Origin of the sequence: Pandoraea captiosa (assembly GCF_902459775.1) — a bacterium.
Taxonomy (GTDB): Bacteria; Pseudomonadota; Gammaproteobacteria; order Burkholderiales; family Burkholderiaceae; genus Pandoraea; species Pandoraea captiosa.
In genome coordinates, this window is record NZ_CABPSQ010000005.1 from 88,777 (window position 1) to 108,315 (window position 19,539).

General features: G+C 64.5%; 20 protein-coding genes. 6 read left to right on the forward strand and 14 right to left on the reverse strand.

Going from position 1 to position 19,539, the window contains the following annotated elements; all coding sequences use genetic code 11:
- Window positions 1-56: 56 nt before the first annotated feature.
- From PCA31118_RS15530 to PCA31118_RS15555, 6 genes are all read right to left on the reverse strand, one after another.
- Window positions 57-1,718 (reverse strand): ABC transporter permease, encoded by a 1,662-nt coding sequence (locus PCA31118_RS15530; RefSeq protein ID WP_150626045.1) that lies wholly within the window; start codon window positions 1,716-1,718, stop codon window positions 57-59.
- Window positions 1,715-2,659: an ABC transporter substrate-binding protein gene (locus PCA31118_RS15535; RefSeq protein ID WP_246190254.1), complete on the reverse strand. Its 945-nt coding sequence runs from the start codon at window positions 2,657-2,659 to the stop codon at window positions 1,715-1,717. Before PCA31118_RS15535 ends, PCA31118_RS15530 begins: the two co-directional genes overlap by 4 nt.
- A 39-nt stretch (window positions 2,660-2,698) precedes the next feature.
- On the reverse strand, window positions 2,699-3,418 hold the full coding sequence (locus PCA31118_RS15540) for an ABC transporter ATP-binding protein (RefSeq protein ID WP_150626047.1): 720 nt from the start codon (window positions 3,416-3,418) through the stop codon (window positions 2,699-2,701).
- Entirely contained in the window at window positions 3,418-4,554 is a 1,137-nt protein-coding gene (locus tag PCA31118_RS15545) for a porin (protein ID WP_150626048.1), read from the reverse strand. Before PCA31118_RS15545 ends, PCA31118_RS15540 begins: the two co-directional genes overlap by 1 nt.
- 177 nt (window positions 4,555-4,731) lie before the next feature.
- Window positions 4,732-6,033 carry an ATP-binding protein gene (locus tag PCA31118_RS15550; protein WP_150626049.1) on the reverse strand — a complete coding sequence of 434 codons (1,302 nt, stop codon included), beginning with the start codon at window positions 6,031-6,033 and terminating at the stop codon, window positions 4,732-4,734.
- A 3-nt stretch (window positions 6,034-6,036) separates the two neighbouring features.
- Window positions 6,037-6,741 carry a response regulator gene (locus PCA31118_RS15555; RefSeq protein ID WP_150626050.1) on the reverse strand — a complete coding sequence of 235 codons (705 nt, stop codon included), beginning with the start codon at window positions 6,739-6,741 and terminating at the stop codon, window positions 6,037-6,039.
- A gap of 254 nt (window positions 6,742-6,995) precedes the next feature.
- Here PCA31118_RS15555 and PCA31118_RS15560 point away from each other — a divergent pair, with 254 nt between their 5' ends.
- Window positions 6,996-7,901 (forward strand): MipA/OmpV family protein, encoded by a 906-nt coding sequence (locus PCA31118_RS15560; RefSeq protein WP_150626051.1) that lies wholly within the window; start codon window positions 6,996-6,998, stop codon window positions 7,899-7,901.
- A 45-nt stretch (window positions 7,902-7,946) separates the two neighbouring features.
- Entirely contained in the window at window positions 7,947-9,053 is a 1,107-nt protein-coding gene (locus PCA31118_RS15565; protein ID WP_150626052.1) for an SDR family oxidoreductase, read from the forward strand.
- A gap of 85 nt (window positions 9,054-9,138) precedes the next feature.
- On the opposite strand, the gene PCA31118_RS15570 is transcribed toward PCA31118_RS15565, so the two are convergent.
- The 3 genes from PCA31118_RS15570 to PCA31118_RS15580 form a co-directional block, all read right to left on the reverse strand.
- Window positions 9,139-10,047, reverse strand: coding sequence for a LysR family transcriptional regulator (locus PCA31118_RS15570; RefSeq protein WP_150626053.1), 909 nt, complete (start codon window positions 10,045-10,047; stop codon window positions 9,139-9,141).
- An 86-nt stretch (window positions 10,048-10,133) separates the two neighbouring features.
- The gene (locus tag PCA31118_RS15575; RefSeq protein WP_150626054.1) at window positions 10,134-11,126 is read right to left on the reverse strand and encodes a carbohydrate kinase family protein; all 993 of its coding nucleotides are present in this window, start codon (window positions 11,124-11,126) and stop codon (window positions 10,134-10,136) included.
- A gap of 120 nt (window positions 11,127-11,246) precedes the next feature.
- Window positions 11,247-12,134, reverse strand: coding sequence for a sulfite exporter TauE/SafE family protein (locus tag PCA31118_RS15580; RefSeq protein WP_246190255.1), 888 nt, complete (start codon window positions 12,132-12,134; stop codon window positions 11,247-11,249).
- Window positions 12,135-12,213: 79 nt separating this feature from the next.
- Here PCA31118_RS15580 and PCA31118_RS15585 point away from each other — a divergent pair, with 79 nt between their 5' ends.
- Window positions 12,214-13,116, forward strand: coding sequence for a LysR family transcriptional regulator (locus PCA31118_RS15585; RefSeq protein ID WP_246190256.1), 903 nt, complete (start codon window positions 12,214-12,216; stop codon window positions 13,114-13,116).
- Between the two features lie 376 nt (window positions 13,117-13,492).
- Window positions 13,493-14,902 carry a methyl-accepting chemotaxis protein gene (locus PCA31118_RS15590; RefSeq protein ID WP_150626055.1) on the forward strand — a complete coding sequence of 470 codons (1,410 nt, stop codon included), beginning with the start codon at window positions 13,493-13,495 and terminating at the stop codon, window positions 14,900-14,902.
- Window positions 14,903-15,071: 169 nt separating this feature from the next.
- Here the strand turns inward: PCA31118_RS15590 and PCA31118_RS15595 are convergent, their stop codons facing one another.
- The 5 genes from PCA31118_RS15595 to PCA31118_RS15615 form a co-directional block, all read right to left on the reverse strand.
- A complete protein-coding gene (locus PCA31118_RS15595; protein WP_084070380.1) occupies window positions 15,072-15,377 on the reverse strand; it encodes a hypothetical protein in 306 nt (101 codons plus the stop codon).
- Window positions 15,378-15,927: 550 nt separating this feature from the next.
- A complete protein-coding gene (locus PCA31118_RS15600) occupies window positions 15,928-16,512 on the reverse strand; it encodes a hypothetical protein (RefSeq protein WP_246190257.1) in 585 nt (194 codons plus the stop codon).
- A gap of 86 nt (window positions 16,513-16,598) precedes the next feature.
- On the reverse strand, window positions 16,599-16,736 hold the full coding sequence (locus PCA31118_RS15605; protein ID WP_039374867.1) for an entericidin A/B family lipoprotein: 138 nt from the start codon (window positions 16,734-16,736) through the stop codon (window positions 16,599-16,601).
- A 121-nt stretch (window positions 16,737-16,857) separates the two neighbouring features.
- Window positions 16,858-17,064, reverse strand: coding sequence for a CsbD family protein (locus PCA31118_RS15610; RefSeq protein ID WP_039374866.1), 207 nt, complete (start codon window positions 17,062-17,064; stop codon window positions 16,858-16,860).
- 146 nt (window positions 17,065-17,210) lie between these two features.
- Entirely contained in the window at window positions 17,211-18,686 is a 1,476-nt protein-coding gene (locus tag PCA31118_RS15615) for a sensor histidine kinase (protein WP_150626056.1), read from the reverse strand.
- A 321-nt stretch (window positions 18,687-19,007) separates the two neighbouring features.
- Here PCA31118_RS15615 and PCA31118_RS15620 point away from each other — a divergent pair, with 321 nt between their 5' ends.
- On the forward strand, window positions 19,008-19,184 hold the full coding sequence (locus tag PCA31118_RS15620) for a DUF1328 family protein (RefSeq protein WP_042114863.1): 177 nt from the start codon (window positions 19,008-19,010) through the stop codon (window positions 19,182-19,184).
- A gap of 28 nt (window positions 19,185-19,212) precedes the next feature.
- Window positions 19,213-19,374 carry a DUF1328 domain-containing protein gene (locus PCA31118_RS15625; protein ID WP_023597266.1) on the forward strand — a complete coding sequence of 54 codons (162 nt, stop codon included), beginning with the start codon at window positions 19,213-19,215 and terminating at the stop codon, window positions 19,372-19,374.
- Window positions 19,375-19,539: the final 165 nt, after the last annotated feature.

Here is a 19,539-nt window from a genome sequence, read left to right on the forward strand (position 1 = left end):
CAAAAGAGACTGTGACAAAGGGGACGGCGACAAGAGAGACGGTGACAAAGGGGATCTCAGGCAGCGCTCTCGCGATTGCCGCCCAGGCGCGATGCGAGCAGGAGCAACGTGCCGCTCACCGCCATCGACACCACGCCCATCGCCATGCCCTGACCGATCGACCCTTGCTCGAACTGACGCCAGACGAAGATCGACACGGTCTGCACACCGCTCGGCGCGAGCAGCAGCGACGTGACCAGTTCGCGTGAGGCGATGGCGAACACTATCATCAGCGACGCGCCGAGTGCCGGCATGACCAGCGGCAACGTGATGCGTCGCAGCACGACCCCCGTTGGCGCGCCGTGCACGCGCGCGGCCGCTTCGAGCGATGAAGCCATCTGACGCAATGCCGCGCTCGTGTAGCGCACCGGATACGGCAGCAGCAGGCAACTGTACGAGAGCAGCAGGATGCCCCACGTGTTGTAGGGCGTTACCGGCCAGAACGGCAGGTTCCACGCCAGAATCAACCCCACGCCGACGACGATGCCCGGCAGGGCATGCGGCAGCAGCGACAGTCCGTCGATCAGCACACGGGCGCGCATCGTGGACCTCACGACGCACCACGCGCACAGGAACCCCAGCACGCCGGTCACGAGCGACGTGCCCAGCGCCAGCGACAGGCTCGTCATCAGTGCTTCGAGTCCTTCCGCCCCCTGACCCAGCAACGCCGTGAAATGCGCCGTCGTCAGGTTCGCGAGCGACAGGCCGCCCGAGAGCGTGCCGGACAACGCCGTGGCGAGAATCGAGAATAGCGGCGCCACTGTTGCCAGCAGTGCCACGACGGCGAAGCCGACGATGACGGGCACTTTCCATGGCCCCAGGGTGCGCGGCGGCGAAGCGACGGGCTTGCCCGTCTGCGTCTCGAAATCCTTGCCCGCCGCGAGCCTGTGCTGCAACACGAAGGCGAACAGGGCAAGCACGGCCAGCACTACCGACAGTATCGAAGCGCCGGGCAGATCGATCGGCCAATCGGCGAAGCGGCCTTCAATGGCGGTCACGAGGACGGTAAAGCCCGCGCGTGCGCCGAGTGCGGCAGGCGCGCCGAACTCTTCGATGGCCATCGTGAAAGCCAGCAGCAGACTCGCCGCAAACGCGGGCAGTGCGAGCGGCAGCGTCACACGAACGAATGCACGCCATGCGGAGGCGCCGTGCACACGAGCGACGTCTGCGAGCCGCGAGCCGGTCGTCGCCAGCGCCCGCGATACCGCGAAGTAGACGACGGGGAAGATGTTGAGCGTCATCACGAAGACGAGTCCCGGCAGCGAGAACAGAAACGCGCCGGCGTCCATTCCGGTGAGCTGCTGGGCGTAGCCGCCGGTTTGCAGCAACAGCATCCAGCCCAGTGCGGCGAGATAAGGCGGCACGAGAAACGGCAGCAGAAAGCACAGATCCCAGAGCCGCGCGCCCGGCACGCGAAACAGCCCGCGAATCGCGCCCAGTACGCCGCCCACCAGCGCAGTGCCGAACGCCACTGACAACCCCAGACGCAGTGTGTTCGTGACGAGCGGTAGCGTATCCTCATGCGACAGCGTCGGCCAGACGGCCGAGAAGGGCCCCGCGAACGAGCCCTGCGCGAGATGCGGGAAAACGGCCTGCAACAGCACGAACGCGACCGGCAATGCCACCACGACGGCGAGCGCTGCGACGCTCGCCGTGGAGAGTCCTCGGAGCGATTTCACCGTGTGTTCGCAGCGTTGAGCCGGGAAAACCGTGCCAGCACTTGCGCACGCGAAGCGCCTGAGGACTGGGCGTCGCCTTGCGGCAGCAGACGCAGATCCTTGAACGACGCGCGCTTGATGGCGATGTCTTCGCGCGCCGGAATCAGCCACGCTTCGGCGACCAACTGCTGACCTTCTTCGGAGAGCACGTAGTCGATGAACTGACGCGCCTCGGTCTGCTGTTTCGATGTGTTGAGAATCATCATCGGGCGCGGTGCGATGACCGTGCCGCTGGTCGGAAAGATCACCTTGACGGCTTCGCCCTGCGCCGCTGCGGCGTACGCGACGTAGTCGACCGCCCCGAACACGGCGGCCTTCGCGCCTTGCAGCACCGGGTTGAGCGCCTGCGCATTCGGCCCGGAGACGACCATGCCGTTGTGCTTCAGGTCGTCGAAGAGCTTCCACGCTTCGTCGCCCAGACGCGCCTGCAGACCCAGCAGCAGGTCGGCGGACGCCCCCGAGAGGGCCGGGTCGGGCATCGTCACGAGGTTGCGATACGCGCTCTGGGTCAGGTCGCGCCAGTCATGGGGTTCGGGCGTGCCCGAGCGCGCATTCCAGACGATGCCAAGGGCGGAGAGGCCCTGGGCGACGTAATGTGTCGTTTTGAAGGGGGCCGGCACCCGTGAGGCGTTGGCGCTCTGGACCGGCGCGAGCCAGCCGCGCTTTTCGAGATCCTGCGCGGTGTCCCACGAGGCCGAGATCAGCACGTCCGCACGCGGGTTGGCTTGCTCGGCTTCGATGCGTGCCATCACTTTGCCGGTCGTGGCCTGAAAGACATCGACCTTGATGCCGGTCTTCTTTTCGAAACCCGCCGCGAGCTTCTTGCTCAGGTTGCCGGGGCCGGCGGTATAGACGGTCAGCGCATGCGCATGTTGCGCGCCGACACTAGCAGCAAAGGCCATGGTGAGTGTCGCGATAATTTTGCGGTGGAGCATTATGGGCTACCTCGTAATACGTTTGTCAACGCGCCCGTGGGCGAGGATCACGATCTGGTCGGCCAGCGCTTCGGCTTCGTCGCGGTCATGCGTGACATAGACGGCGGTGGTGCCAAGGCGGCTGAGCAGTGCGCCGATGTCGGTGCACAGTCGTGTGCGCAGATCGCGATCGAGGTTGGATAGCGGTTCGTCGAACAGCAGCAAACGCGGCGCTGAGACGATGGCGCGCGCAAGCGCCACGCGTTGCTGCTGTCCACCGGAGAGCGCTTGCGGGCGGCGCGCGCCGAGTCCGGCCAGACCGACGAGCGAAAGCGCTTCTTCGACGCGCCCGGCGCGCTCGGCGCGTTTGACGCCGCGCATTTCCAGTGGGAAGGCCACGTTGGCCGCAACGCTCATGTGCGGCCACAGCGCGTAGTCCTGAAAGACCATGCCGAGCGAGCGCCGCTCGGGGGCGTGGCACTCGGTGGCGCTGGCAACAATGGTGTCGTCGAAACGGATTTCGCCGCCCGTTGGCGCGAGCAAACCGGCGAGCAGCTTGAGCAGTGTGCTCTTTCCGCAGCCCGAGGGCCCAAGCAGGGCGGTCGTGGTGCCGGCCGGCACATCGAGGTCGATGCCGTCGAGCACGCGCGCTGCACCGAACGTCTGGTGCAGCGCACGCAGCGACACGGACACGCCCGGGCGCAACGGTGTGGCGCCGCCTTGCGAAGCGCGGGTGTCGCTCGTCATCAGAACGTGTGCTTGATGCCGGCCATCGTGCCGAACTGGTTCTTGCCGGCCACCACGTTGGTGCCGAAGCCGTTCAGACCGAGGTCGGAGCCGTTGCGGTTCACCACGTAGCCCAGATTCACGTAGACGTCCGTACGCTTGGAGAAGCTGTAGTCGGCACTGACCTGGAACGACAGCGGATCGCGGTTCGTGCCGTAGAAGTCCTGATACATGGCAGTCGTCGACAGATCGAGCGCCGGCAGGGCATGCCACGTGGCGCCGACCCAGTAGTAGCTCGACGCCTCCACCGGTGTCTTGTTGAGCGCCGACAGGTGGATGGCCTTGGCGTTGAGATAGCGATAACCGACATACAGATCGACGCTTGGCAGCGAGTACTGCACTGCGGCGGCGATGCGGCGGTCCATGTTGCCTTCGTAGCCGCCGACTTTCGAGGTCATGGCGGCGTTCGGCAGGGTCGAGCCACCGTTCTTCTGGTCGTACGCGATGACGAACGACAGCGGGCCGTTGGCGTAGCGGATACCCGCGTCGACGACCTGCGCGCGGCGGTTGTCGCCCGGTGTGGTGCTGGCCGCGCCGAAGCTCACGTCGTCATACCCTTTCGAGTACTGGACCATGCCTTCGAAGTCGCCCAGTCTGGCGGTGTAACGGAAGCTGTTGTCCAGACGATCGGAGAATGCCGTGTCCTGCATCTTGATGGCGTAGACGGCGTTGTTGAGCGGGTTGAACTTGCTGACCCAGTCAAGGAACACACCGCCCTGGCGACCGATGGTGAAGGCCCCGACGGACTGGTTCGACAGGCCGACGTAGGCCAGCCGACCGAACTCGCGGCCGCCCTGAAGCGATTGACCGTTGCCGAGGTTAAAGCCGTTTTCGAGCAGGAAGAAGGCTTTGTTGCCGCCGCCGAGGTCTTCGCTACCCTTGATGCCCCAACGCGAACCGGCGAGGTTGCCCGAGGTGACGCGCGTGAGGTTGACGGTATTGCCGGTGGCGTTCTTGTCGGCGTTGGTGAGGAATTCGACGCCCGAGTCGATCAGCCCGTAGAGCTGAACGTTTGACTGGGCCAGGGCGGGCGTGGGCAGGCTGCTGGCGAACGCCAGACAGCACCCGGCCGCCGCGATGCGGAGGTTGGGTTTCATGACAAGGTCCTCTTTGGGATTAAATTGAGCCGCCAATGTAAGCGGCCAACATGTCGCGAACATGACAATGTGTCGCTGTCCGAAAGAGACCTTGCAAATAAAAACGGCCGACGTTGGCGTGTCGGCCGTGAGCCTTGGGCGAAGCGCTCGGAAGTGCGTGGAAGTGCTCGGAAGCGCCTAGTGCGGTGCGACGGCTGGCAACGTCATCGTGAATCTCGCGCCGCCCAGCGGTGAGGTGTCGACGCCGACCCGCCCGCCATGGAGCAGCGCGATGCGGCGCACGATGGCCAACCCCAGGCCGAAGCCGCCCGTCGCGCGATTGCGGCTGCTGTCGAGCCGGTGGAACGGCTCGAAAATGCGCGCGCGCTCCGGTGCCGGCACACCTTCTCCGTCGTCGTCCACGTAAATCGTGACCTCACCGTTTTCGCCAACTTTCGCCCCGCACACGATGCGGCGGGTGGTATGGCGCATGGCGTTGTTCAGCAGATTCTGCACCGCGCGCGCGAGCAGTTTCGGCTCCACTTCGACGCAATCCGCCCCCGGCTCTGCCGAAATGTCGAGCGCGATCGAGCGCGCGGCGAGGACCTCCGTACAGTTTGCCGCAAGGCTGTCGAACATCAGACGCAGCGACACCGCCTGACGCGTCGGCGGCGCCGTGATCTGGTCGAGACGCGCGAGCGACAGCAACTCGGTGACAAGTTCATCGAGCTCGCGAATATCGCCCTTGAGCGCATTGATCCGCTCATCGGCATCGGGTGCCTCACGACGCTGTTGCAGGATCTCCAGCCCGAAATCCAGCCGCGCAATCGGCGTTCGCAGTTCATGCGACACTGCGTTGATCATGTCCTTTTGTGCCTTGATGGAGCGCTCGATCCGGTCGGCCATCGTGTTGAATACTCGCACCAGCGCCGTCAGGTTCGAGAAACTCGACACCTTCGCGCGCGAACTGAAATCGCCTTCGCCGAAGCGGATCGCCGCGCGATTGAGCGATTTCAGGTCGGACCAGTACCAGCGCACCCACGTGAGCACGGCGATCAGCATGAGCAGCGCCACCACCGCGTAGGCAAGGTAGTTGATCTGTTTCATACTCAGGTCCGTGCCGTTCTCCGAGGTCAGCACCCACTGCGAATCGCGCAGGCGCATGGCGTAGTGCTCGCCGTCGGTGCCGTTCGCGATCGGCAGACCAGCCTCGAGCTCTTCGCGCAAATACTCGCGCACGACCGGGAAGTCCTTGAGCGGTCTGAGTTCGATCTTATCCTGCGTCTTCGATGCAAACTCCGCGACGAACTTTGGCCATTCGGATTCCGGAAGGGTGCCGAGCTTTTCATTGATGAGCCACGCATACGCACTCAGCTGCATCTGTGCGGAGCGATTCATCGTGTCGAAAAACAGATAGCCGAACGTGTAGGTGATGATCAGGATCGATGCGACGACCGAAATGCCTACCAGCGAATACAGCTTCAAAAGCACGCGAAACATGGGTTAATTCTCCCAGGCCGACGGACTGAAAAGATAGCCTCGGCCCCAAACGGTCTTGATGCGCTGCGGTTCACCGTCGGTGTCCTCGAAGCGCTTGCGCAGCCGGTAGATGCCCACGTCTACCGTTCGGTCGATACCGTCGAACTCGATGCCACGCAACTGCTGAAGAATCTCGTCGCGTGTCACGACCCGCCCCGCGCCGCGCGCCAGAATCAGCAGCAGGCTGAATTCGTTGGACTTGAGCTCGACGGGCGCGCCACGCCAAAACACCATGCGGTCGCGCGGCACGATGCGCAACTGGCCGAACGCCAGCCCGTCGTCGCTCTCGACCTCCACCTCAGCAAGCGGTGTGGCGCGCCGCAACAGCGCCCGCAGGCGCGCAAGCAGCAGGCGCGGCTCGACCGGCTTTACGACGTAATCGTCCGCCCCGACTTCCAGACCCGCCACCTGATCGTACGTGTCCTCGCGCGCCGTGAGGATGAGAATCGGCGTGGCGCTCACCGCGCGCAACTGGCGGCAGATTTCCATGCCGTCCATGCCTGGCAGCATCAGATCGAGGACCACGATGTCGGGGCAGAACCCGCGAAAGCGCTCCAGGGCGCGCGAACCGTCGCTCACCACCATCACTTCGAAGCGGTAAGCGTGCAGATATTCGGTGACGAGTGCGGCCAGACGCGCATCGTCCTCGACCAGCAAGACACGGTACATGGCCGTTGTTCCTTTTCCTGTTGTGCTGTGCCGCGCGATCCGGCGGCACTCCCGTGACGCGCATTTTACTGCCCTGAAGGCCCGCCGGGCGGGCGTTTCAAACCTGCGAACAAATGAAAACATTTGTTCACAACTCTCCTAAATCGGATAACAGCCAGCCGTAGCCTTCTTGCCTACTATGCGATCACATCGCGATCCGTGCATCGGTCGCCATCCCCAGATCATCGTCATTCAATGGATTTCGTAGGAGTGCCATGAAACGCCGTCTCGCCAGCCCCATCCGTCACCTTCGCGCTCAACGAGGCCTTCGCACGCATCGCCACTTGCACCGCCTCGCGGCCGCCGGTGCGGCGGGACTGCTGTTGGCCGGCGCCGCGTCGCCCGCCGGCGCCGTCGAACCGGCACGCTACAGCGGCATTCAGCAGGACCAGAGCTTGCCCACGAACGCGTCGGACAGCGGTTATGAATTCACCATTGGCGGCGGTGTGGGGTACTCCCCGCGTTACATGGGCAGCGACGAGTATCGCGCGACCCCCGCGCTGAATCTCGCGCTGCAAACGCCGTTCGGCGTGTTCGTCGGGCTCGGCGGCATCGGCTATCGCCTGACGCTGCCGGCGGGGTTCTTCCTGTCCGCCGCACTCTCCTACGACGGCGGTCGCAAGGAAGACCCCAAGGGTCTCGATTCCGGCTCGAAAAAGCTGCGTGGCATGGGGGACATCAAGGGCTCGCTGTTCACGACGCTGCAAGCCGGTTATGCCATCGGCGATATCGCGGTCGTGAGCGTGGCGACCGACATCCCGCTGACGAACCGGGATCGCGGCAACGTGTATCGATTTGCGGTGGACGGCATCGTCTACAAGTCCGCCGCCGACTCGGTGGGCGTGGGCGCGGCCGCGCACTTCGCCAGCGGCAAGTACGCGCAGACCTATTTCGGGGTGACGGCCAACCAGAGCCTGAACTCTGGATTTGGGCAGTACTCGCCCGGCGGCGGTCTGTACGGCGTGAGCCTCACCGCGAACTGGACACACAAGTTCACCAAGCACTGGAGCACGACGGTCGCGGGCGGCGTGATGCGCTACACCGGCAATGCGTCGAAGAGTCCCATCGTTTTCAACAAGACCAACTATCAGGTCGCCGCGACGCTCGACTACACGTTCTGAGCCCGTCGTGGATGCTATGCCATCCGGCATTGCGAGGCAAAAGCCATGCGAATTCTCGTCACCGGCAGTACCGGTTTTGTGGGCGGCGCCGTTGTCGCCCAACTCCTCAAGGACGGATTCGGACCGTCGTTGTTGCTGCTCGTGCGTGCGCGCACCAGCAGCGACGGACTCGCGCGGGTGCGCGCGGCGATGGACCGCTTCCGGGTCGCGCCCGTGCATCGGCTCGCGCTCACCGAAGCGAACATCGTCTGCGGCGATCTCGCGCAGCCGGTCACGTTCGACGACGACCCGCGCATGCGCCGGGTCACGCACGTGATTCATGCGGCCGCCATTGCCAGTTTCTCTGCACATCCGCAACTGGACACCGTCAACGTGACGGGCACGCTGGCGTTGGCACGTGCGGTGGCTGCGTCGCCCGTGCTGGAGCGCTTCGTTCACGTCGGCACGGCGATGGCCTGCGGTGACTCGCTGCACGGACTGGTGCACGAGTCGCACGAACTTGCGCTGTCCGATCATCAGGTGGTGGCCTATACGGCGTCGAAGGCCGAGGCCGAGCGACGTTTGCGACGCGAGTGGCCCGGTTTGCCGCTGGTCATTGCCCGCCCGTCGATCGTGGTCGGACATACGCGCCTGGGCTGCGAGCCTTCCGGCAGCATCTTCTGGATGTTCCGGATGGTGCAGTTGCTGGGCGCATTCACCTGCGGACTCGATGACCGGCTCGACGTGGTGCCGGTCGACTATTGCGCCGATGCGTTGATCGATCTTGCCTTCCTGCCGCACCTGCGCCACGACCTGTATCACGTGTCGGCGGGAGCAGGGAGCGCCAGAACCATTCGCGAGATCGAGGCGGCGCTGGCCAGAGCGCGCGGCGTCGCCCCGCTGGGCGAGCGCTTCCGCCATATCGGCGAAGCGGAGATCGATCGTCTGACGCCCGCGCTGGCGCGTCAGTTGGGGCACGGCAACAGTCGGTTGATGGCCAAGGCGTTGCGTCGCTATGGCGCGTTTGCGGCGCTCGATTACGTATTCGACAACCGGCGTTTGCTCTCGGAGGGCACACCCCCGCCACCTCCTGTGACCGATTATCTGGAGGTGTGCGTGCGCTCGTCGGAGTCGACATCGGTGGCCGAACAGATGGCGTGGGATTTCAAATGAGACCGTAGGAGATCGGTCTGACGCGCCGGTCCGGTTCGCGGTGCGACGAGTGCCGTGCGGCGTACGATGGGGTCGCCGTCACGTGTCACCGCATGGCGGCCGGACCGGCGGCGTCCCCCGCGAAGCACTGCGCGAGAAAGCGCTCGGTGGGCCGGGACAGCGCATCCGCATGCGGCACGAGGGCGGTGAGCAGGCGCTTGAGGCCGTGCGGCGGGTCGATGCGCACCGTGGCAAGCGCAGCGTCTTCGTGGCGCATCGACATCGCCGAGACGAACCCTACGCCCATGCCGGCGCGCACGGCTTCCTTGATACTCTCCACGCCCGCCAGTTCGAGCGCGATGCGCGGCTCCAGCCCCGATACCGAGAATGCACGCGCTACCAGCGCACGCACGCCCGATCCCGGCTCGCGCATGATCAGCGGATAGCCGGCGATGGCTTGCAGCGATGCCCCTTCGGGCTGCTGCGCGAGCGGATGATCGGCGCGGGCGATGGCGACGATCTCGTCGTCGCGCCACGGACGCACGGCGATCTCCGGCGCCAGCCCCGGCGGCACCGCCCCTTCGATGAACGCCACGTCGAGCCGGTCGAGTTGCGCCACGATTTCGCTGGTATTGCCGTCGACGATGTGCAGCGCCACGGCCGGATAGCGTTGATGGAATTCCGCGATGACGTAGGGCAGCAGATAGCTTGCCGGTGTGGTACTCGCCCCGATGCGCAACGCGCCGGTCTCGAGTCCGCGCAGGCTGTCGCGCAGCGCCATTGCCTGCCGATAGTCCTGACGCAGTTTGTTGGCATACACGGCGACTTGCTCGCCCACGGCGGTCAGGCGAATGCCGCGCCCGTCGCGGCGGTACAGCGGCTCGCCGAACGACTCCTGCAACAGGCGCAATTGTCCCGAGACGGCGGGCTGCGACAGATGCAGCGCCTGCGCGGCGTGGCTGATGTTGCCCAGTTCGGCCACGGTGGCGAAAGTCAGCAATTGATCGGGCGTCATATCGTTCGATTCATCGGCTACGGTGATGATTGTTCGTCATCATAGCCATTATTCGGATGATTCGGACGATGCCCGCGAACCCGCGCTCAGACCAGCGGGTGCGAGGCGATGAGCGATTCGACGGCCACCCAGTCCGGCGCATGGGCGCCCGTGCGGGTGCAGGCCAGCGCGCCCGCAGCCGCGGCACGCCGCAAATGCGTCGACGTCGCTGCCTCCGGCTCGCGCGACAGGCTGGCGAGCCAGCCGCCGATGGTGGCGTCTCCCGCGCCGACGGTATCGGCGACATTCACCGGAAAGGCGGGTTGCGTGAATGTCGCGCCGTCGGGCGTGAGCAGGTGCATGCCGCGCTCGCCGTCCGTAAGCAATATGCTCGCCTGCGGGGCGATGCGGCGGATGTCCGCCAGCGCATCGGCATCGGTGCGGTGCGGGTAGAGACCTCGCAGGTCTTCCACCGACAGCTTGAGCCACGTGGCGAGTCCTGCCATGCGGCTGAACGTGTCGAAGTACGTCGGCCCCATCAGGTTGCGCAGATTGGGATCGAAGCTGATGCGCACGCCGCGGGCATGTAACTGGTCCGCAAGGCCCAGCAGCGTGCTCGCGAGCGGTTCTCTGACCAGGCTGATGCAGCCAAAGTGGGCGATATGGGCGGCGTCCTGCCAGCCTGCGGGCAATGCCGCCGGGTCGAAGGCCAGATCGGCGGCGCCTTCTCCGAGAAAGAAGTAGGCGGGCGGATCGTGGCGATGCACGACGGCGACGAGCGGCGGTGCATCGACGGCTTGCAGGTAGCGCTCGTCGAGACCCGCTTCACGCGAGAGGGCGAGAAGTTCGGTACCGAAGGGCGCATGGGTGCTGATCGCGCCGCCATATCCGGTGGGTACGCCCATTGCCGCGCTCACGCGGGCGACGTTCCAGCATGCACCGCCCGCGCGGCTGACCCAGTGGCGACCGTCGTTACCCGGTCCAGCCGCGCTGTCCGGCGCACGTATCAGATCGGTAAGCGCTTCGCCGAAGACCAGCAGGGCGGGCAATGCAGAGGGCGTCGAGGATGTCGGGGATGCCGCGGATGACGTCGATGGCATGGCGAAATGACCGGGAAACGAAGGCCGTCAGCATACCTCCTTCCCCGATTTTCCCGCGCTTTCTCTCCCTATTTTTCTCTTCATTTTCTTCTCCATTTCCCGGCGTTTGGCGCCAAACGTTCAGTGGCTGCGGATGAGCAACGCCACACCGGCCGCCAGTACGACGAGGTTCACCGCTTTGACGAACTGCGCACGCGAGAGGCGCAATGTGATGTGCCTGCCGAGCCACATGCCGACGATCATCGCAGGCGCGAGCGACAAGGCGGTGACGAGCATCGAAGCATTGGCGTAGACCCCCGCGAACAGGAACAACGCGGCGCGCGCCAGCGTGCTGAATCCGATCAGCGTTGCCTGCGTGACGCGCATCGCTTCGACACGCTCCAGGCGGCTGGTGAGATAGATGGCGAAGACGAAACCGCCGCTGCCGAACATCGCACCGAACATGCCGCCCAGAACCCCGAACGGTACCGCCCACGCTTGCGAAAGACGCGACGTCGCGCGCGGTCCGATCAACGAAAACACGGCATAGCCGCAGACGAACCAGGCGAGCGAGCGCAGCAGCACGTCCGGTTGCAGGTGCAACAACAGTGCGCCGCCGGCCAGACTGCCCGCGAGAATGGCGGGCAGCAGCCGCTTTAACTCCCCCATATCGGCCGCACGGGCATTGCGGATGACATTGCCGGATGCCGCGCCGAAATCGAGCAGCGCGAGCATCGGCACAATCTGCGAAACCGGCATTGCATAGGCGAGGATCGGACTGGCGACGAGCGCCGTGCCGAAGCCTGCAATGCCGAAAATCACGTAGGCGACGACGAGCGCAGCGCTCATGAGCAGCCAGTGGCCCGGCGTGGGCAGGGCGGTGACAACGGCGTCGGAGACAGGGATAACCACACCGACAACCGCAGCGATACCTGCAGCGATACCTGCAACGGCGAAGGGCGATTTGGATAACGTCGAGAACATGATGATGGACAGGCGATTCACCGAGGGCGCTGCCGTTTTCGGCACGCGGGTTTTCCGTCAGCATAGGGCCGCGTGCAGGCGGGGCGCCAATATAGAATGTGGCGATGTTCGATCTCGAAATGGCATGGTCATGGTGTCGCTGCGGCAGTTGCGTTATTTCCTGGAGGTGGTCGACGCGGGCGGGTTCAGTGCGGCGGCCGAGCGGCTGTTCGTCGCGCAATCGGCACTGAGCCGTCAGATTTCGGAACTTGAGCGTGAGCTTCAGGCCGTGCTGCTCGAACGCTCGTCCAAAGGCGTGACCCTCACCCCTGCCGGGCGCACTTTCGTCGACGAGGCGCGGCGCGTGCTCACCGAGCTTGAGGGATCCGTGGCGCTCACGCGCAGCGTCGCGCGCGGCGAGCAGGGCACCGTGCGGCTTGCGCACTCGAGTTCGGTGCCGTTCGCCGGGGCATGGCCTGCGGCGTTGTACGCGCATCTGCAAACGCATCGCGGCGTGAGCGTCGATGTCTCGACGCTGTCCTCTGAGCAGCAACAGGACGACATCGAGGCGGGGCGCATCGACGTGGGACTGGTGCGATTACCGGTGCTGCGTCCCGCACCGACGCTCGTATGCGAGACGATCTTGCGAGAGCGCCTGTTGTTGCTCGTACCGAAGGGGCATGCGCTTGCGGGCGAGCGCTCGGTGAGCGTGGCCGCGCTGGCCTCGGTGCCGTTCGTATCATTGCCGCACCGCGAGCGGGGCGGGTTGAGCTACCGGGTGGCACAACTGTGCCAGCAGCACGGCTTCTTTCCACGGGCAGCCGTGGCCACCTCGCGCAAAGCGACGCTCGTCAATCTGGTCGCCGCCGGGTTCGGTGTGGCGCTCGTGCCGCAGAGTCTGGCGGCGCTTGCCGGGCCGGACGTCTGCCGGGTCGATCTCGAGGACGCGGGCGCCGACAGCGAAGTCGCATTGCTGCGCCGCCGCGACGCCGGTGAGCTTGTCATCGCACTGGCCGATGCCATGCGTCGCGCAGTCGTCGCCCAGTAGGCGCCCGGTAGCCGTGCAGTAGCCGTGCAGTAAGTCCGGCGTAAGCCTTGCGTGAGAGTGTGGCTGCATAAACGTCGAAAGGTGGCGCGGTGAGGCAGTGACGCGGTGACGCAATGCCTCAGGCGCGCAGGGAGTCCGGCAAGCGCCGACAGAGCGGTCCCGGCGGACCGGGTCGACCCGGCAGGCCTGCCGGGGATGGGGCGCGCGAGGAAACCCTCAAGTCCGCCGTTTTTTCTCCCGTTATACTTTTCGACACAGGCTCAAGACAGCCAACGTGTGGCGCAGACGTCTGCCCGGCGTATTACGTATCTGGCAGTTCCGGCGACCGTCCCGCCCTCGTCATAACAAGCAGATCAGAGATGCGAGGAGACTGACGATGGGGCTATTCACGCGCTCAAGGGGAGCCGCGCAGACCAATATCATGAGCGAGGTCGCGAACAGTGCGGGCACCCTCGGTGTGGAACTGTGCGATATCGCAGGTAACGTCGACGAAATCGCCGTTCGGATCAAGCGTCAGGCCGAGGTGTTCCAGGAGCTTCGACGCGCCGCTACCGACACGAGCGAGGGCAATCAACGCATTGCGAGCGCCGCACGCGATGCCCGTGATGTGGCAGATCGCGCGAGCGCGGAAATTGCGGCGTCGCGCGGCACGGCAGACGCGTCGCTCGCTTCCATTCACGGACTGGTCGAAGGGGTCTCCGGCATGGCCGACGAGATCTCGGGATTGCGCGAAGCGCTCGACCATGTGGGCAAAGTGGCCGAAGGGATTTCCGTCATCGCCCGGCAAACCAATCTGCTCGCGCTCAATGCCGCCATCGAGGCCGCGCGCGCCGGTGTCGCCGGGCGCAGCTTCGCGGTTGTGGCCACCGAGGTGAAGCTACTCGCGAGCAAGACGGCGGAAGCCACGCAGCAGATCGAACACACGCTCGCCGCGCTGAGCGAGCGCACCGAGCGCCTCATGCGCGAGAGCAATGCCAACGTCGCGCGTGCCAACGAGGCTCGCGAAGGGACCCGGGCAATTGCGAGTGTGATCGAGACGGCAGGCAACGCGCTCGATACGTTCGACCGCCAGGCCGGGCAAATCGCACAGGCGAGCGAAGCCATCGAGAACGAGTGCAGCACGCTCGCCGCACACGTCGACGAGATGGCCGACGGCGTGACCCACTCCGCCGATCATGTCGAAAGTGCGCGCGAGCGCATCAACGGCTTGCTGTCCGTGTCGGAGCATTTGATCGGTCTGATCGCGGAGGCGGACGTCGAAACCGAGGACACGCCTTTCATTCGCGCGGTGCGCCGCGCGGCCAAGCAAGTCGGCGAGAGCTTCGAGGCGGCGCTCGCGAAGGGCAAGATCAGCGAGCAGGAATTATTCGACCGACGCTACGAGCCGATTCCGGGGTCGAACCCGCAACAGTTGATGGCCCGCTTCACACGCTTTACCGACGAGACGCTGCCGGCGATCCAGGAGCCGTTGCTCGACATGAACGAGCGCATCACCTTCTGCGCGGCGGTCGACGAAAACGGCTACCTGCCCACGCACAACCGAAAGTTCTCTCAGGCGCCCACCAACGACCCGGTCTGGAACGCTGCGCACTGCCGCAATCGGCGACTCTTCAACGACCGTACCGGCGCAGCGGCCGGGCGCAACACCAAGCCGCTGTTGCTCCAAACGTATCGTCGAGATATGGGCGGCGGTGAGTTCGTGGTGATGAAGGATGCCTCCGCGCCGATCTATGTGAACGGACGTCACTGGGGCGGCTTTCGCATCGCTTATCGCGTGGCGCGCTGAGCCCGCGTCTGAGCTCGTCTTTGAGTCCGTCTCTGAGTCCATGCTTTAGCAGGCGTCGCCGCCGCGACACCGTCACCCCGCCGGGCCGCTCAATGCAAACGCGCCGCCGACCTTTCGGTCGGCGGCGCGTTTGCCGTGCATTTGCGAGCGCCGGAAATCCGGCCGTCGATCAATAGCCGTACCAGCGACCGTGACGCCAGTAACCGCGGCCGTAGTAGCCGCCGTACGGGCGACCGTAGTACACCGGCGGCGGGCCGTAATAGGCCGGCGCAGGCGCCACATAAACGGGCGGCGGGGCGACATAGACCGGCGGAGGCGGCGCCACGTAGACCGGGGCCGGTGCATAGACCGGTGCCGGTGCGATCAGCGGTACGCCAATACCGATCCCGACCGAGACGTGCGCCTGCGCCGTCCCGATCGCACCCGCGGCGAGCGCGATCCCGGCGATGGCAAGGGCGGCAAACTTGGTTTTCATGACATTTCTCCTGCGGACTTGGCAGCGTACTGATGGCAGCGCCCGGACGGCACCATGCCGTTCGACTCGCCCGGTGCCCGCCGGCACCATGGTTCCTCAGATTCCCTGGCTCAACTTTACTGAAGTTCCGAAACGCGGTCCTGTCGCAATTGTTGCAAAGTATGCGCGGGCGACCGGTGTGGGGAACGTTCGGGCGTAGAAAAGCGGCCGCCAAACGTGTAAATCAGGCCTCTATTCTATGCAGAATCAACGGTTTGCGCTGGTTTCGGTTGACATGGGGTGGGGGCGTCAGAACCCCCCGAGGTTCGACGCCGCGCGACACTTGTTACATTCATTTACATGGCGCACGCCGCGTGTGGCGGAAAAACAGCGGGCGAATGCCGCTTGCGCGGTATTCGCCCGTTGCCGGCGTCCTGCGTACACCGATTCGTATACGCACTGGATGCCTTCTCCTCCCTGCTAAATCGCTCTGTTGCGAGATGCTGGCTCGCGCCTGTCGTCGGCGAAGCCGCTATCGGTATGCCTGCGCATACCGATAAGTGGCAGCGCTTTACTGATTGAAGCGCGCCTTCGCGTCTGCCACGCAACTATCCTTGCTGTTGCCCGACAGGGCGTCGCAACGCTCCATCGCGGCCTTGTATTGGGCCTTGTTGGCGTCGGCGTTGGCGTCCTTGCGGGCGTCCACCGTGTCCTTCGACGATTCGCGGCTGGTGCGCATGACCTTGGCGTCGCCATAGGCCTTGGTCTTGGCGGCGTCGGCGTCCTTCACGCAGACATCCTTGTCATTGCCCTTCTTGTCGTCGCAGCGCAGCTTGGCCACGCTGTAGTCGGCGTCGGCCTTCGCGATGGCCGCGTCATAGCGTGCCTTCGGTGTCTGCTTGTAATCGGCCTCCGCATTGGCCTTGGCGATCTTTTCCTTGCCCTTCGCGTCCTCGACGCAAATTTTCTTCGCGTTGTCCTTCATGTCGTCGCAGCGCGCAGACGCTGCCTTGTAGTCGGCCTCGGCAGATTTCTGAGCGGCTTCGTAACGGTCCTTGGCGGCGGCGTCGGCCGCGCTCGCTGCGGTGGCGCTCAGCATGCCTGCGGCAGCGATGCAGGCGCAGGTCAGGACGTTCATGGCGATTCGATGTGACATGTAAGAGTCCTCCTTGGCTGGGGTTGTGGCGAGCCTGAGGCGCAACGCAAAGGCGTCGCGCGTCGTGTTTCGGGGAATCCGCCGGGTTACTTGTTGCGGTCGGCGGCGCCCTGAATGGCTTCGCCTCCCTTCTCGACGTCCTTACCCGCGCCGTGGATCGTGTTGCAGCCGGCGAGGCCCAGTGCGAAGCCCGAAAGCAGAGCGATGGCGATCAGTCGTTTCATTTGATTTCTCCTTGGAGAGAGATGGCGTCCGAGGCGCAATGGAAGCGCGAGGGGGGAGGGCAATGCCCGCCTCCCGGCGAGCAAGGACCTGCGTGCGAGCGACGTCGCGCCGGATGCGCGCTTACCAGAGCTTGTGCTGGTTGTTCCAGGTGTCGACTTCACGTTCGGCGTCGGCCTTGGCCTTGCCGTAACGTTCCTGAATCACACCGACGAACTTGTCACGGTTGCCCTCGATCTTGAGCAGATCGTCGTCAGTCAGGTTGCCCCACTGCTTCTTCGCTTCGCCCTTGAGCTGGTTCCACTTGCCCTTGATCAGATCCGAGTTCATAGCAACTCCTCAATGTTGGGTTGGATTCACGTCCTCTGACCCGCGCCCGGTGAGGCGGCGGGAGGTGATTCCATGGTAGGGAGTGCGAAGTGTTTGCGCTGTCAGCCGCGTTGTCGTCGCGGTGTAGGCGGAGTCGGGTTGCGCTGTCAGTGCATTCCGACCGGTGGGCGCGGGGACGACCCGGTGGCGTCGGACTGTGACGTCACGGTGCTCTCGGTGACTTCCGAAGCGATTTCCGGCGCGTCTGCCGGATTGCACAGCGGCAGAACGACCTGGATTTCGGTGCCGAGCCGTTGCGGCAGCGAATGGATATCGATGCGCCCGCCCTTGGCCGACACGCGCTGGCGCATGCCGAACAGACCGTGTGTCTTGGGCTTGTTGAACTGATCGGGCGTGAGGCCGATGCCGTTGTCGATGACTTCGAGCCGCACGCGCTGATCGTCGCACGCCAGCGCCACGCGCACGGCAGTCGCGCGCGCGTACTTGCCGGCGTTCGTCAGGGCTTCCTGCGCCACGCGGAACAGGACGATGGCGGTCGATTCGGGCAGCGCGAAATCCTCTTCGGGCAAATCGAGGTCGAGTTGCCAGTGCTGCTGGTCGGCGGTTTCCTCGGCAAGCGAGCGCAATGCCGTCACAAGACCGAAGTTGATCAGCACGGTCGGGCGCAGGTTTTCGATGATGCGACGCTTCGTCTGAATGCCGGAGTCGAGATTGCGCTGCGCGCGCGCGAGCTTTTCCGAAATCACGGGGTCGACGTTGCGCAGTTTGTGATGCGCCCACGTCACGTCCATCTTGCAGGCGGTCAGAATGGCGCCGAGTTCGTCGTGCAACTCGCGCGACAGACGCGTCTTTTCATCTTCGCTCACGTTCTGCAAGTGCGTTGCCAATTCGTCGAGCTGTTCGGTACGTTCGCGCACCAGCCGGTCGAGGTGCGCCTGCTGCTCGTGCAACTGGTCGCGTGCGAGTTGTTCCTGCCGCATTTGCTTGCCCAGCGTGCGGAACAAGAGAATGAACAGCAAGATCGTGAGCACCGACAACGCGCCGGCGCTGATGGCCGAGATTGCCTGATCGAAGCGACCGTCGTCCTGCGCGGTGCGCGCGCGGGCCAGTTCGCGATTGTAGAGATCGGTAATGCCGGTTTGCACCGATTCCATCGTCCCGAGACCCAGGTTCGACGGCGAGAGCGCTTCCTCCAGCGTCATCTGGCCCTGCGCGAGCGCGGTGCGCGCCGTGTCCATCGCGGTGATTCGCTGCGAGAACAACTGCATGATGCGCGCGAAGTCGTGCGTGGCCTGGTCGTCGTGAACATCCTGATAGTGCTGGATGATCAGCGCGGAAAGATCGCGAATGCGACGCACGGCCGACAGATACGGATCGAGATAGGCGGGGTCGTTCGTGAGCACATAACCGCGCTGGCTTGCCACCACGGTCGAGGTGCGCGCAATGATCTCGTTGAGTTCATTGGCCGCCATCATGTTTTGCAGTGCCGCTTCGTAGGTGGCGGCGAGCCGGCGATGCGCCGACTCGAGCCCGATCAGACTGCCGACCGTTATCACGATCGCGGCGATCATGGCGATGATCCAGCTTCTGCGACGCAACCAGGACGTGAACAATCGGGGCATTGGGGAAGTCTGGCCGTGAGTGGCGTTGATGCGACGGTGAACGGGGTATTGGCGCGAAATATACGTCGGTACGTCGATATGTCGGTACTTCGGTACGTCGGCACTTCGGCGCTTTGATAATACGGCGAAAATTGTGCAATTCGCGCAATTGTCAGCCAATTCCTACGCAAAAACCAGCGCCGCGCGGGCAGTCCCACATGCAGCGTTTTTCTACTATGCACTCAGCACCCTGAGGTTTGGACGCCGAGCGATGCCTCACGAACAGGCGTCAGGGAGCAGAGAAAGTCTCCGGGAAATGTCGCTTTAACCAAGGAGAACGCCATGCTGAAGTGGGCTTTGTTGTTTGCGCTGATCTCGATCGTGGCCGGCCTGTTGGGCTTTACCGGGATCGCCGCAGGTGCCGCCGGGATCGCGAAGATTCTGTTCGTACTGTTCCTGGTGCTGTTCGTGATCTTCCTGCTGCTTGGTCTGACCGTCGCCAAGAAGATCGTCGACTAGCCATTCGACCACATACGAGGAGGTTGCGATGCTTCACTACGCCGTCGTTTTTTTCGTGATCGCTCTGATTGCCGCAGTTTTCGGCTTTACAGGGATTGCGGCCGGTGCCGCCGAAATCGCGAAGATCCTGTTCTTCATCTTCCTGGTGATCTTCCTGGTCACGCTGCTCTTTGGGGTGATCCGACGATAGTCGCGCTCGGGAAGACGGGGCGGCACGCGCCGCCCCTTGCTGTATCTGGCCACATCCGGTGCGTTCGGGCGAGTTTCGGCCATTTTTGCCCCCTCGGATGCCGTCGATCTGCCGATACCCGTGTCACCCCTGCCACCCTTGCCAGCCCGCCAACCCCCTACAACC

Coding starts and splice junctions, on each gene's coding strand:
- PCA31118_RS15535 (WP_246190254.1), bottom strand. CDS start 2,659: ATGGCCTTTGCTGCTAGTGTCGGCGCGCAACATGCGCATGCGCTGACC.
- PCA31118_RS15540 (WP_150626047.1), bottom strand. CDS start 3,418: ATGACGAGCGACACCCGCGCTTCGCAAGGCGGCGCCACACCGTTGCGC.
- PCA31118_RS15545 (WP_150626048.1), bottom strand. CDS start 4,554: ATGAAACCCAACCTCCGCATCGCGGCGGCCGGGTGCTGTCTGGCGTTC.
- PCA31118_RS15550 (WP_150626049.1), bottom strand. CDS start 6,033: ATGTTTCGCGTGCTTTTGAAGCTGTATTCGCTGGTAGGCATTTCGGTC.
- PCA31118_RS15555 (WP_150626050.1), bottom strand. CDS start 6,741: ATGTACCGTGTCTTGCTGGTCGAGGACGATGCGCGTCTGGCCGCACTC.
- PCA31118_RS15560 (WP_150626051.1), top strand. CDS start 6,996: ATGAAACGCCGTCTCGCCAGCCCCATCCGTCACCTTCGCGCTCAACGA.
- PCA31118_RS15565 (WP_150626052.1), top strand. CDS start 7,947: ATGCGAATTCTCGTCACCGGCAGTACCGGTTTTGTGGGCGGCGCCGTT.
- PCA31118_RS15570 (WP_150626053.1), bottom strand. CDS start 10,047: ATGACGCCCGATCAATTGCTGACTTTCGCCACCGTGGCCGAACTGGGC.
- PCA31118_RS15575 (WP_150626054.1), bottom strand. CDS start 11,126: ATGCCATCGACGTCATCCGCGGCATCCCCGACATCCTCGACGCCCTCT.
- PCA31118_RS15585 (WP_246190256.1), top strand. CDS start 12,214: ATGGTCATGGTGTCGCTGCGGCAGTTGCGTTATTTCCTGGAGGTGGTC.
- PCA31118_RS15590 (WP_150626055.1), top strand. CDS start 13,493: ATGGGGCTATTCACGCGCTCAAGGGGAGCCGCGCAGACCAATATCATG.
- PCA31118_RS15595 (WP_084070380.1), bottom strand. CDS start 15,377: ATGAAAACCAAGTTTGCCGCCCTTGCCATCGCCGGGATCGCGCTCGCC.
- PCA31118_RS15600 (WP_246190257.1), bottom strand. CDS start 16,512: ATGTCACATCGAATCGCCATGAACGTCCTGACCTGCGCCTGCATCGCT.
- PCA31118_RS15605 (WP_039374867.1), bottom strand. CDS start 16,736: ATGAAACGACTGATCGCCATCGCTCTGCTTTCGGGCTTCGCACTGGGC.
- PCA31118_RS15610 (WP_039374866.1), bottom strand. CDS start 17,064: ATGAACTCGGATCTGATCAAGGGCAAGTGGAACCAGCTCAAGGGCGAA.
- PCA31118_RS15615 (WP_150626056.1), bottom strand. CDS start 18,686: ATGCCCCGATTGTTCACGTCCTGGTTGCGTCGCAGAAGCTGGATCATC.
- PCA31118_RS15620 (WP_042114863.1), top strand. CDS start 19,008: ATGCTGAAGTGGGCTTTGTTGTTTGCGCTGATCTCGATCGTGGCCGGC.
- PCA31118_RS15625 (WP_023597266.1), top strand. CDS start 19,213: ATGCTTCACTACGCCGTCGTTTTTTTCGTGATCGCTCTGATTGCCGCA.